Genomic DNA, 12,035 nt, shown 5'->3' with positions numbered 1-12,035 from the left:
TTTTTCATTGGTTCTGAAAGTCGCTATAATTAAAAATGAGAATGTACAGCATCATAGCGGAAAGGAGGAGCTTATGAGCTTATTTCCCAAAGCAGGTAGCAAGATCGAGATACAGAGCTACAAGCACAACGGGACTTTGCATCGCGTTTGGGAAGAAACGCTCGTCCTTCAATCGTCAAAAACGGATATGATTGGGTTCAACGACCGCATCATGGTCAGTGAATCAGACGGCCGGCAATGGAGAACAAGAGAGCCGGCAATTTGCTACTTTTCATCTGAGTTTTGGTTTAATGTCATCTGTATGATTCGCGAAGACGGGATTTACTACTACTGTAATCTAGGTTCGCCGACAACGTTCGATGGGGCAGAACGAGCCATCAAGTACATTGACTACGATTTAGATATTAAAGTGTTCCCGGATATGTCGTACACGATTTTAGATGAGGATGAATATGAGCGGCATCGTCGCGAAATGAATTATCCGAAAGCGATTGATCGAATCTTGAAACAGAACGTTCAAGAACTTATCAACTGGATTCGAGGACGGAAAGGGCCGTTCAACCCAACATTCGTCGATGAATGGTATCGCGAATACGAAGCACGTTACCGGAGATGAATACTCATCTCCGCTTTTTTTCTTGAAGGAGGGCTCTATGGGAAGTGTTAGACGCTATTTACAGTTCGTAAAACCATATAAAAAACAAATTGCTTTGACGATTTTCGTCGGGATCTTGAAATTCTCGATCCCGCTCGGTTTACCGTTGCTCTACAAATACGTCATCGACAATTATTTGACAGAAGGTGCACCGGCCGCCGACTACACTGAACTCGTCTGGTTGTTTGGTATCGTCTTCTTCATTTTCCTCGTCTTGAAGCCGCCGATCGAGTATTTGCGGCAATATTTGGCACAATGGGCCGCGACGCGGATTTTGTTCGACGTTCGGAACCGATTGTTCGACCACGTGCAAAAGCTGTCGCTTCGCTACTATTCGAACAATAAGACCGGGCAGATCATCTCGCGCATCATCAACGATGTCGAACAGACGAAAGACTTCGTCATCACGGGACTCATGAACATTTGGCTCGACATGGTCACGATTTTGATCGCGATCGCCATCATGTATACGATCGACCCGCAACTGACGCTCATCGCTATCTTGCCGCTCCCGTTTTATGCGATCGCCGTCCGCTACTTCTATGGACGCTTGCGCCGCCTCACCCGGGAACGCTCGGCCGCACTCGCTGATCTTCAAGGCCATTTGACCGAACGTGTCAACGGTATGGCTGTCATCCGCAGTTTCGCGCTCGAGCCGTATGAGAACAAGGCGTTTGAAGAACAGAACGGTGGCTTCTTGAAAGCCGCACTTCGCCATACAGGTTGGAATGCGAAGACGTACGTCGTCGTTTCGACAATCACGGACATCGCGCCGATCTTAATCTTTACGTCGGCTTCTTGGCTCGTCTTACAAGGTGACGTCACGCTCGGGACACTCGTCGCTTTCATCGCTTATATCGACCGCCTCTACGCACCGCTCGGTCGTCTCGTCAACTCGGCGACGACGCTCACGCAGTCGGTCGCGTCGATGGACCGGGTCTTTGAATTTCTCGATGAGCCGTATGATATCGAACAGAAACGCGATGCGTTCGTGCCGGTGCAGACGGCCGGGGATATCGAACTCGATCGTGTCGGCTTTGCCTATGAGAAAGAAGGGACGCGTGCTTTGCATGACGTCAGCCTGCACATCCGGTCCGGGGAACGTATCGCCTTCGTCGGCATGTCCGGCGGCGGGAAATCGACGCTCGTCAGTTTGATTCCACGCTTTTATGACGTGACGGACGGCAGTATCAAAATCGACGGCGTCGATGTCCGTGACTTTAAACTCCGGGCCCTTCGCGACCAAATCGGTATGGTCATGCAAGATTCGGTTCTCTTCAGTGAGTCGGTCGCCATGAACATCCGGATGGGAAATCCGGAAGCGACGGACGATGCCGTCATCGCCGCTGCGAAAGCGGCCAACGCCCACGAGTTCATCATGAACTTGCAGGACGGTTACAACACGCCGGTCGGAGAAAAAGGCGTGAAGCTGTCGGGGGGACAGAAGCAACGTCTTGCCATCGCCCGCGTCTTCCTCAAACATCCGCCGATCATCATTCTCGATGAGGCGACGAGTGCGCTCGACCTCGAGAGTGAGTCGATGATCCAAGATTCGCTCGCAAGATTGACGAAAGGACGGACGACGCTCATCGTCGCCCACCGCCTATCAACGATCACCGACGCCGATAAAATTGTCGTCGTCGACAACGGTCGAATCATGGAAGCGGGAACGCATGAAGAATTGATGCGTCGCCGTGGCGCTTACTATGATTTGTATATGATCCAAGACTTAGCTGTCGTGGAGTGAGGCTTCGAGTTCAACTCGAAGTCTTTTTTTGTTTTCCGTATCTAGTAGACGGGAATGAAGAAACGACATGCCAAAAGGGGGATGACACGATGATAAATGGGGAAGGATTGATCAATGTCCGTCCGCTCAACGACGGGTTAGAGTTAACGTGGTCGTTTGATGGGAAAGTGCGCGTGACACGCAACGGGAAGTGCGTATATGAGGGGACGGATCAGCATTATGTCGACCGGGAGACGAGCGTTGGGGAGCAAGTCGCTTACCGCATCTCGGACGAGTTTGGCGAAGTGGCAAAACTGTATACTGCGGCCGTTAATCCAAACGACGACTTGTATTGGAATCGTCATCTGACGTCGGCGGTCGTGGCGCCGAGCGGAACGTATTTACAGTGGGACCCAATCGCGGACGTCGACACGTATGCGGTATATCGTGAAGGACGCCGTATCGCGGAAATCGTCGGGAGCGGATACATCGACGAGACACCGCTCGAACAACCGACGCTCTATGAAGTTCGGGCTTTGCGTCCGGTCAAGCGAGATGATAAACCTGGGACCCGTCTCGTGCATATGGTCGGAAAAGCGATGTCGCTCGCGAAAGAGATGAAGTCGGATACGAGACGTGACAAGGAGCTCTTCACGATGTATTTCCTCGTCAGTCCGACACGTCCGGACGTGGCCACGGTCGACGGCATTAACCTGCGTGTCCAGACGTTCATTCGTCCGCCGATGATTAAAAACCCGAACCTGATGTCACCGCATCCGTATTTTGAAGGGGACGGACGTCCTTATAACGTCCATGCGACCGAATATCGGACCCGGACGGAAGTGAAAGTCGAGGGGTTGACCGATATTCCGATTATCTCGTTAAAAAAAGATGCGAACGTTACCCGCGGGTATACGAAGCATCATCGATTGACGGGCGAAGACGTCGCTTCGGTCGACCGCGTGTATGTAGAAGATGTCGACATCGAGCGGGGGAAAGCTGCATTTCGTTTGCAACATTCGGTAGGCAATCCGCTCGTCGTTGCGCCGGATATTAAATACACCATCGTCACGGCACTTAAAAACAGTGCGACGTTCAAACTGTCCGGAAGTCACACCCAGTCGCCGCATCATGAAGTCTACGTCCAAGTCGGCGATGCACCGTGGATGACGATCCACCGGGCGGACGACCTTGGGGTCAGCTTTATGGGCAATCCGATGCCGGAGTGCCACTGGACGTACTTGACATGCATGGACTAAAAAACCAGCCGGCTCATTGATGAGTCGGCTGGTTTGGTGTTTGGTCGATAAAGCGACTCCGTTCTTCTGGGGTCGGTAGTTTGCACGTCTCTTTCTGACCGAACCAGCGATAGCGGTTGTTCGCGATGATGTCGTAACCAAAATCACGAAGCGGTTTAGGGACGAGTCGGATGAAGCGAAGCATCCGCCAGTTCCCGTCCAACCCCTCGGCGATTCGGGTCGCCGCGTCCGATTTCAAATAAGGGACGCCGCCTTTGATCAAAACGATGCTATCGACCGTATCCGGGATACGATGACGTTTTCGGATTGCTTGTCCGGCCTCACCTTGAAGTGAGGCGAAATGGAAGTTTCCTGTTGAATCACGATTTAAGATGAACTGCACACTGGCGTCACAAAAGTTGCAGTCTCCGTCAAATAACACAATGGCTGGCATAGGGAGCGCCTCCTTCTCTCCTGACTTTATCCGTTCGAACGAATGCTCAAACGTCAAGCGGCGAGCTGACGGGCAGGCTCCATCTTGTAGAGCGAGACGTAATAAAGGTAACCTCCAAGGGCGCCAAATAAGAACATGTAGCCGCTCATGAATACCGGCCCGATGAACGCGCCGACGACGATGCCGGCTGCGGCGACAAGTTTCGCCCCGTGGAACGTCAAGCCTCCGAAGGCGAGGTATGAGGCCCGTCGAGTCGGGTCGATCAAGTCGATTTGTTTCACTTGTCGAATCGGTGAATAGAGCAACTCCCCAATGGTGAAGACGATGGCGAGGACGGCAAGCGTGATGAACGAGTTCATTGACGTAATCGCGGCATAGGCCGTCACGTATAAGGATAAGCCGATGAAGAAGATATACTTTTCCCGGTAGCGTTTCACGAAAGCGGTCACCGCGAACGTGATGGCGACGACGAGCAACGTGTTCTCAAGCTGCATGAACGCCATCATGCGTACACCGTCAAACGGGACGCCGACGATCGACCGTTCTGTGAACGATTCGGCCAAATGGACACCGATATAGTTTGCCATATGGAACTCGGTCGAGAAGACGAGCATACTACCGAGGACGAACAGCATCCAACGACGGTCACTGAGTGCGATTCGATAGTTTTGATACACGCCGACGAGCGGGTTAGCAGACGTCGAACGGTTTCCTTTATAGCTATCAACGAGAAAACGTTGCAAGACGAGCGTCGTGATCGTCAACACGAGCGTCATCCCGACGAATAGTCCGAAACGATAGTCTCGATAAAAAGCACCTCCGAGCATGACGCCCCCGGCAATCGCCAAATTGACGAGCCAGTAGTCATACACGTAAATCGCTTTACGGTTCGACTCTTCCATCGAATCGATGACGATGGCTTCGAGAGCAGGGTAGTTCAATCCGTTCGCGACGGCGTGACCGAAGTAAAGCACGGCGACGACGAGCGCCCAGTTATTCGACGGATGAATGGCGACCGTCATCCCCATAAAACAAAGGATTTGGACGATCTGACCGATTTGAAGCACGTGCTTGCGGTTGAAACGGTCTGAGAAGTACCCGCCAAACAAGCCGGTAACGTAACCGACGACAACAAACGACGTCATGATGATTCCAGCGGCGATTTTGCCGAGTTCTTCGGAAAAATATAAAGCCATGAATGGAAAGATAGCCGAGCCGACGATACGGATAAAAAAGCCGCAGACGAGTCGGAGTCGAACATTTAATGGGAAATCTTTGAATTTCATGCGAGCACCTCCTTGTCACTACTTTAAACGTGGACTACACTTGGTAAAAAGAGACAAATGATTTTTAGATGTCCACTTTTAGGGGGAACGACATGAATGCGAAGCTGGTGGCGATTTATCGTCGTGCGTTGGAACAGAACAAAGTGGAACTGACGCTACGGGAAGCGGTCGATACGGTCGGCTATAGCGAGAAACAAGTGAAACGGGATATGAAGGCGTGGGAAACGTTCGGGTGGGTGGAGTATCGGCCGGGGAAAGGACGAGGCCATGAATCGGTGCTCCGCTTTCAGCCGGAGTTTGACCGAACCCTGAGAGCTTGGATCGATGAGTCTTTCGTTCAGGCCTCGATGGCCGATGCGGCCAAGTGGTTGGAATGGGACTGGCCACCCGCCTTGCGAGAAGTGATTCAAGCACTTATTTGGAGCCGTTTTGGCTTTGAGCAGACTGAAGAAGACCGGTTCATTTTTCCCCGGACGAGAGCGCTCGAATCGCTCGATCCGCTCGATATCCACATCGCGATGGAGGCGTCTTTGTCACGGCACGTCTTCGACCGCCTGTTCGAATGGGACGGGACGACTGTCCAGCCCTCGCTCGCCCACTATATAGAGGAGATGCCGTTCGGATTTCGTTGCTATATCCGCAAAGGGGTAACGTTTCATAACGGGGTGACGCTATCGGCCAAGGACATCGTCTACTCGTTGAATCGGTTATTGGATCATGGCAAACAAGTATGGCTGTTCGCACCGATCGAACGGATCGAGTCCAAAGCATCGTACGTCATCGATTTACATACGAAAGCACATATGGCCTATATCGAACGACTTCTCGCCCAAACCCCGGCCTCGATCACGTATCAAGGGGCCGAAGGGGTCGTGGGGACGGGGCCGTTCAAGCTGGAGCAGACGTCGGAGGAAGTCGTACGTTTAAGGGCGTTCGAGCGTGGGCTCCGGCCGAGACCGTCTTTGGATGTGGTTGAATTCGTCACGTTTTCCGAAACGGATTATGCGAAATGGAGCACCCGTGACGACCATAGCCTCGTGAAGTGGATCGCCGAGGCGGGAGCACGCTATCTCGTGTTCAACATGAGGCAGTCCTGGTTGAAGGACGATGCGCCGGCGCGTCGTGCGATTCAACGAGCGATTCAAAAAGAGGCGTTCGTGGAGATGGGAGGAGAGCGCCACCAAGTAGCACACGGATTTTTTCCGGAGACGAGTCGTCCCGTTCACGTGCACGGGGAGGGAACGGTTTGTCAGCGTCCGCTCCGGCTGTTGCACTTGCCGTTTGAAGTGGCGGCGCAAGACGCGGCGCTCGTGGCTACACAGTTACGGACGGCCGGGTTTACCGTCGAGACTGAGACGTATACGATTGGGTCTTTGTTACAAGATGAGACACTTTGCCGTGCCGATTTGATTTTATGCGGAGAGATGATGAGTGAAGATCTCGATTTGGCGTTCCTTGCCTTTTTGACGAGTGAACTGTCGCTTGTCGGCAAGTTGCTCGCGAATGAAGTGGAGCTCCGGGCGATGGTGGACCGCTATCAACAAACCGACATGAGCGCTTGGTCGATGCTGCATCGCGAAGTCGAACGCCAGTTGACTGAGGCGGCCCTCGTCATCCCGCTGTATCATGTCGCTCGTGAGCGCCGCTTTCCGAGTTTCTTTGGAGATGTACCGCTCGATGTGTTCGGTCACCCGCGATATGATCAATTGTGGATTCGTCCGTCCGTATAAACATAAAAGGAGATGCCGCGGCATCTCCTTGTTTTATAGCTGTGCGAACGCGCGATTTACTGCGGCAATCGTCTCATCGATATCTTGTTCCGTATGTTCCGTCGTCAAGAACCATGCCTCATATTTCGAGGGGGCCAAGTTGACACCGTTCTCAAGCATCAATTTGAAGAAGCGACCGAACATTTCGCCGTCCGACTTCTCGGCTCCTTCGTAGTCCGTGACGATCTCGTCCGTGAAGTAGACGGTGAGCGCGCCTTTCAGGCGGTTAAGCGTGATCGTGACGCCGTGAGTTCTCGCGGCTTCACGGATCCCTGCTTCGAGACGTGCGCCTAACGAATCTAATCTTTCATAGACGCCCGGTTGCTCGAGCACTTCGAGACAAGCGAGTCCGGTCGCCATCGAGGCGGGGTTTCCGGCCATCGTCCCGGCTTGGTAAGCGGGTCCGAGCGGTGCGACCGTCTCCATGATTTCTGCTTTCCCGCCGTATGCTCCGATTGGAAGTCCACCACCGATGATTTTACCGAGCGCCGTCATGTCTGGCTCGATGTTGTACACTTGTTGGGCGCTTCCGTACGTGAACCGGAACGCTGTGATGACTTCGTCGTAAATGACGAGCGCGCCGTGTTCATGGGTGATCTCGTTGATGGCTTGCAAGAAGCCGGGTTTTGGTTCAACGATCCCGAAGTTTCCGACGATCGGTTCGACGAGAACGCAGGCGACTTGATCGCCCCATTCGTTCATCATCGCCCGGTACGACTCGACGTCGTTGAACGGGACGGTGATAACTTCTTTCGCCGTGGCGCGGGTCACACCGGCTGAGTCGGGTGAACCGAGCGTCGCCGGTCCGCTTCCCGCCGCAATCAGCATCAAGTCGGAATGGCCATGGTAGCAGCCACTGAACTTGACGACGAGTTCGCGTCCAGTGTAGGCACGGGCGACGCGGATTGTCGTCATGACGGCCTCGGTTCCAGAATTGGTGAAGCGGACTTTGTCCATCGATGGGATCGCCGCTTTTAGTTTCTTGGCGAATTCGACTTCAAGCGCGTGAGGCGTCCCGTAAAGAAGCCCTTTTGCCGACGCTTCGATGAGGGCGTTGTGGATATGGGGGTGAGCATGGCCGGTAACGATCGGTCCATACGCGGCCAAGTAATCGATATAGCGGTTGCCGTCCACATCATAAAAATAAGCACCTTCTCCGCGCTCCATATAAACCGGGGCACCGCCGCCGACCGCTTTGAACGAACGTGAGGGACTGTTGACACCCCCGACGATATGCGTCAATGCGTCTTCATATAGAACGTCTGAAGTTTTACGATTTGATGTTGTTGTCATATGTATTGCCTCCTTTTACAAATTCGCAATTATTGTATCACAGCCGTCAACCGCATAAGCTCAACGTTTGACGAAGGGTTTAGAAATCAGTACACTATTTATAAAGATTACTATGTAAGAAATAGGTTAATTCTAAACAGACACTTCGCATAAATTCTAATAAAAGAAATGAGGGATTGACGTGGGAAGCGAAATGCTTGACCATGCTGTTCAGTCGCTCCGAGAACATGGAGTCAGAATGACGCCTCAGCGACAGGCGATTTTGGAGTACCTCGTCACGGAGCACAGTCACCCGACAGCGGATGACATTTATAAGGCACTTTCGGGTAGATTCCCGAACATGAGTGTCGCCACCGTCTATAACAACTTACGTGTCTTTAAAGATATCGGACTTGTTCAAGAGATGAATTATGGTGACGCTTCGAGCCGGTTCGATTTTGTGACATCCCGTCACTATCACATCATCTGTGATACGTGCGGGAAAGTCGTCGACTTTAACTATCCTGTCCTTGATGAGATTGAAGCGGTCGCTTCTCAATTGACAGGCTTCAAAGTGGATCGTCACCGCCTCGAAGTATACGGGACGTGCCCGGCTTGCCAAACTGAACAAGCGCATAAACATTAAAAACATCCTCAGGCTGAGGATGTTTTTTTTAGTCGTTCTGGTGTGATTGGCGTTTGTTATACTTCTCATCGAAGTCTTTGCCTTCGAGCGATTGATCGATCGTCAACGGTTCATCGCAATGCATACATAGATCGACACGTCCGAGCATCTTTGTCTCTTTCTCACAGTTCGGACAAGTGACGATGATTGCTTTCGTCGACGCCATGCCGACGATGAAGTAAAGCGCCGAGCTCGACAGTACCATCACGAAACCGAGCAACATGAAAATAATCATCAGCCACGCGATGCTTTTGGCGAGTAGCCCGAGATACATGACCCCAATTCCAGCGAACACGAGCAGCAAGGCCAGGTTTCTGGCGCGGTTGATTTTATTCCCCCGTTTTTTCATACATAATCCCTCCATGTCTGTCTTTACTATAGCTCATCTGCTCGAAGCTGAGAAGTTCGTACAATCGGTGGCAGGAGAATTTCAAAAGAAGGCGAATCATTTTTGTATCAGATTAGATAATCGTGTGAACCGATTGACGTTTACTAATTAGAAAGAAGGTATTAAGGTGACGATGGAATATGCGACTCGAACGATTTATTCAGAATATGCAGCCTTGAAAACAACGCTTGGCATCATTGAAGTGAAGAAGAAACGGCCGCGCGATCCATTAACAGATCAATCAGATCGATTGTTGATTGTGATTGAAGCGAAGGAAGAACCATTTTGGACAGTGAAACACTATCAAGTCGGACAAGAAAAAATCGTTCTTCATATAGTCAGTGATTCGATGATGGATCGTTGGATTCTAATGAACGAGAATCGGCGTGCCATCCATTGGATCGAAGACGGCATGGTGCTGTTCGAACGAAATGAGTTTTTGCTCGAGCTCAGGCAGCGGTTGCGCAATTTCTCGAACGAGGAGCAACGACTGCAACTCTCGCTCGCGTTCGCCAAACTGCTTAGACGTTTCGAAGATGGGCGCGGACTGTTCTTACAGGAAGAGCATCAAGATGCGTTCACCCAAATCCATCATGCGCTCACGCATTTGGCGCGGCTCTCCATCCTGGAGGCAGGAATCCACCCGGAGATTGTATTATGGAAGCAAGTCCGTAAACTCGACCTAGAAGTGTATAAGCTTCACGACGAACTCGTGAACGGGCACGAATCACTCGAACAACGTATTCACCTGGTCATCATCGGCATGGAGCATTTAATCCAATCTAAAGTCTTGCCGGGTACGTTGTTACTTTTGCAGGCGATGCAACAACGTGACGAACCATGGTCGTTCTCGGAGTTGATGGATCACCCGAACTTACAAGAGTTAAAAGTCGACCTCGGCAGCATCGTCGGTTTCTTAGTCCGGAAAGGTTACGTTCGGGCAGTGACACGTCCGACAAAAGGAGTAGGCGTCGAAGCGGTCGCTTATGAAATTGCTTAACTATATAGAAGAGAATGGGGAAACTGAATCGAATGAAGGTTACTAAATTTCTGCTCGGCAGTGTGTTTATTATAGTTGCGGCTGGATTCTTATCAATTGTGACAGGATTGTTTGCGATGGGCGATCCTCTCGGAAGTGAGCGGCCGATCATTTGGACGATTTGGTACGTGGTCGTTCTCTTGATTGTTATTATGGCGCTATATGACTTTTCGTCGTTATCGAAAGGACAACTCAAACGTATCGCTTTAATTGGAACGGTTGTCGGGATTGTTTTCTTTAGTTCCGTGAAAGGATATTACGTGTATACGGCGGGATTACGGATTGAAGAACGTGGCGTCTCCTTGCGTGACTATCAACCGTTCAAGCCTAAGTCTGATTTGGCTGAACTCGATAAGCCTTCAACATTTGAGATTGGAACAAACATTCCCCGACTAGACGGCGCGACGGCGCTGTATCCGATGTATGCTGCATTCGTCGAGGCGGTTTATCCTGAAGCGGATTATAACCCCGATAGCCCTGAAGTCAGCTCGGTCGTCTCGACGACGACAGGTACAGCGTATGAGCGATTGGTTAAAGGGGAAACGGATATCATCTTTGTAGCCGGACCGTCCGATCAACAGTTGGCAGTAGCTGAGCGACAAGGAGTAGAGTTTCAGATGACACCGATCGGCCGTGAGGCGTTCGTCTTTTTCGTACATGAAGACAACCCGGTCGACTCGCTCGAATTGGAACAAATTCAAAACATCTATGCAGGGGATATTACGAGTTGGGATGAAGTCGGTGGTAAAAAAGATTCGATTCGAGCGTTCCAACGGCCAGAAGACAGCGGGAGCCAAACGGCTTTGCAGCGTTTGATGGGGGACAAAAAGCTTATGGACGCCCCGGTCGAGGATGTCCCGGAAGGAATGGGTGGCATCATCGAACAGACGGCTTCTTATCAAAACCACAAAAATGCTATCGGATTCTCGTTCCGCTTTTATGCAACGGAGATGGTAGATGAACATGCGATTAATTTGTTACGGGTCGATGATGTCGCGCCTACGGTCGAGACGATCGGGGACGGGACGTACCCGATCACATCCGAGTTTTATGCGGTCACGACGACCGACAAATACGAGCAATATAAGCCGTTCATCGAATGGCTGACGTCTGAAGAAGGACAGTCACTTGTTGAAAAGACAGGATACGTGCCACTGGCTACAAATTGATTGGGATTGGGTCTCTAAATACAGAGATCCAATCTTTTTTTATTTTCTTGTTATTTTTTATTGACGCGGTGGTAAATAGGCATTATAGTTATAAACGTTGTCACAGCAAATGATTATTCCAGAAAAACAATTTTTGAAAAAAGTTGTTGACTTTTAATCAGAAAACGTGATAAATTAATTGAGTCGCCAAGCGCGACAGACGAACTTTGAAAACTGAACGATGAGGCAAAAAAGTTTTACAAGTTTTGATTGAAGCGCAAGCTTCGTCATTTTCAAGAGCTATATCAAATTCTTTGGAGAGTTTGATCCTGGCTCAGGACGAACGCTGGCGGCGTGCCTAATACATGCAAGTCG

General features: G+C 51.0%; 11 protein-coding genes and 1 rRNA gene. 8 read left to right on the top strand and 4 right to left on the bottom strand.

Annotated features, from left to right (window positions below; genetic code table 11):
- The first annotated feature begins 73 nt into the window (after positions 1-73).
- The 3 genes from ntdP (at position 74) to EVJ28_RS12975 (ending at position 3,640) form a co-directional block, all read left to right on the top strand.
- The gene (gene ntdP, locus EVJ28_RS12985; protein ID WP_021067741.1) at positions 74-616 is read left to right on the top strand and encodes a nucleoside tri-diphosphate phosphatase; all 543 of its coding nucleotides are present in this window, start codon (positions 74-76) and stop codon (positions 614-616) included.
- 37 nt (positions 617-653) lie between these two features.
- A complete protein-coding gene (locus EVJ28_RS12980) occupies positions 654-2,402 on the top strand; it encodes an ABC transporter ATP-binding protein (protein WP_131489207.1) in 1,749 nt (582 codons plus the stop codon).
- 89 nt (positions 2,403-2,491) lie between these two features.
- A complete protein-coding gene (locus EVJ28_RS12975; protein ID WP_131456929.1) occupies positions 2,492-3,640 on the top strand; it encodes a DUF3238 domain-containing protein in 1,149 nt (382 codons plus the stop codon).
- A 13-nt stretch (positions 3,641-3,653) separates the two neighbouring features.
- Here EVJ28_RS12975 and EVJ28_RS12970 read toward each other — a convergent pair whose 3' ends face one another.
- Positions 3,654-4,073, bottom strand: a complete 420-nt coding sequence (locus EVJ28_RS12970) for a thiol-disulfide oxidoreductase DCC family protein (protein WP_131444189.1) — start codon at positions 4,071-4,073, stop codon at positions 3,654-3,656.
- 53 nt (positions 4,074-4,126) lie between these two features.
- Complete coding sequence (locus tag EVJ28_RS12965; RefSeq protein WP_131470746.1) at positions 4,127-5,359, bottom strand: MFS transporter; 1,233 nt, start codon at positions 5,357-5,359, stop codon at positions 4,127-4,129.
- Positions 5,360-5,451: 92 nt separating this feature from the next.
- Here EVJ28_RS12965 and EVJ28_RS12960 point away from each other — a divergent pair, with 92 nt between their 5' ends.
- Positions 5,452-7,089 carry an ABC transporter substrate-binding protein gene (locus EVJ28_RS12960; protein WP_161566988.1) on the top strand — a complete coding sequence of 546 codons (1,638 nt, stop codon included), beginning with the start codon at positions 5,452-5,454 and terminating at the stop codon, positions 7,087-7,089.
- 33 nt (positions 7,090-7,122) lie between these two features.
- Here the strand turns inward: EVJ28_RS12960 and EVJ28_RS12955 are convergent, their stop codons facing one another.
- A complete protein-coding gene (locus EVJ28_RS12955) occupies positions 7,123-8,421 on the bottom strand; it encodes a glutamate-1-semialdehyde 2,1-aminomutase (protein WP_131456937.1) in 1,299 nt (432 codons plus the stop codon).
- A 238-nt stretch (positions 8,422-8,659) separates the two neighbouring features.
- On the opposite strand from EVJ28_RS12955, the gene EVJ28_RS12950 reads away from it, so the two are divergent.
- Complete coding sequence (locus tag EVJ28_RS12950) at positions 8,660-9,046, top strand: Fur family transcriptional regulator (protein ID WP_370253835.1); 387 nt, start codon at positions 8,660-8,662, stop codon at positions 9,044-9,046.
- A gap of 28 nt (positions 9,047-9,074) precedes the next feature.
- Here the strand turns inward: EVJ28_RS12950 and EVJ28_RS12945 are convergent, their stop codons facing one another.
- Positions 9,075-9,434, bottom strand: coding sequence for a YgzB family protein (locus EVJ28_RS12945; RefSeq protein ID WP_070328968.1), 360 nt, complete (start codon positions 9,432-9,434; stop codon positions 9,075-9,077).
- Positions 9,435-9,606: 172 nt separating this feature from the next.
- On the opposite strand from EVJ28_RS12945, the gene EVJ28_RS12940 reads away from it, so the two are divergent.
- The 3 genes from EVJ28_RS12940 to EVJ28_RS12930 form a co-directional block, all read left to right on the top strand.
- Positions 9,607-10,473 carry a nucleotidyltransferase-like protein gene (locus EVJ28_RS12940; protein WP_131470752.1) on the top strand — a complete coding sequence of 289 codons (867 nt, stop codon included), beginning with the start codon at positions 9,607-9,609 and terminating at the stop codon, positions 10,471-10,473.
- 32 nt (positions 10,474-10,505) lie between these two features.
- Positions 10,506-11,681: a PstS family phosphate ABC transporter substrate-binding protein gene (locus EVJ28_RS12935; RefSeq protein WP_236634167.1), complete on the top strand. Its 1,176-nt coding sequence runs from the start codon at positions 10,506-10,508 to the stop codon at positions 11,679-11,681.
- Positions 11,682-11,971: 290 nt separating this feature from the next.
- Positions 11,972-12,035: ribosomal RNA gene (locus EVJ28_RS12930) — 16S ribosomal RNA — on the top strand; the annotation flags it as partial.

Source organism: Exiguobacterium sp. SH3S3 (genome assembly GCF_004337115.1).
Classification (GTDB): Bacteria; Bacillota; Bacilli; order Exiguobacteriales; family Exiguobacteriaceae; genus Exiguobacterium; species Exiguobacterium aurantiacum_A.
Note: the sequence above shows the minus strand (reverse complement) of the source record. Positions and strands in the feature narration are given on the sequence as shown.

Excerpts from the sequence above, each read along its gene's own strand:
- ntdP (WP_021067741.1), top strand. The coding sequence starts at position 74 with ATGAGCTTATTTCCCAAAGCAGGTAGCAAGATCGAGATACAGAGCTAC.
- EVJ28_RS12980 (WP_131489207.1), top strand. The coding sequence starts at position 654 with ATGGGAAGTGTTAGACGCTATTTACAGTTCGTAAAACCATATAAAAAA.
- EVJ28_RS12975 (WP_131456929.1), top strand. The coding sequence starts at position 2,492 with ATGATAAATGGGGAAGGATTGATCAATGTCCGTCCGCTCAACGACGGG.
- EVJ28_RS12970 (WP_131444189.1), bottom strand. The coding sequence starts at position 4,073 with ATGCCAGCCATTGTGTTATTTGACGGAGACTGCAACTTTTGTGACGCC.
- EVJ28_RS12965 (WP_131470746.1), bottom strand. The coding sequence starts at position 5,359 with ATGAAATTCAAAGATTTCCCATTAAATGTTCGACTCCGACTCGTCTGC.
- EVJ28_RS12960 (WP_161566988.1), top strand. The coding sequence starts at position 5,452 with ATGAATGCGAAGCTGGTGGCGATTTATCGTCGTGCGTTGGAACAGAAC.
- EVJ28_RS12955 (WP_131456937.1), bottom strand. The coding sequence starts at position 8,421 with ATGACAACAACATCAAATCGTAAAACTTCAGACGTTCTATATGAAGAC.
- EVJ28_RS12950 (WP_370253835.1), top strand. The coding sequence starts at position 8,660 with ATGACGCCTCAGCGACAGGCGATTTTGGAGTACCTCGTCACGGAGCAC.
- EVJ28_RS12945 (WP_070328968.1), bottom strand. The coding sequence starts at position 9,434 with ATGAAAAAACGGGGGAATAAAATCAACCGCGCCAGAAACCTGGCCTTG.
- EVJ28_RS12940 (WP_131470752.1), top strand. The coding sequence starts at position 9,607 with ATGGAATATGCGACTCGAACGATTTATTCAGAATATGCAGCCTTGAAA.
- EVJ28_RS12935 (WP_236634167.1), top strand. The coding sequence starts at position 10,506 with ATGAAGGTTACTAAATTTCTGCTCGGCAGTGTGTTTATTATAGTTGCG.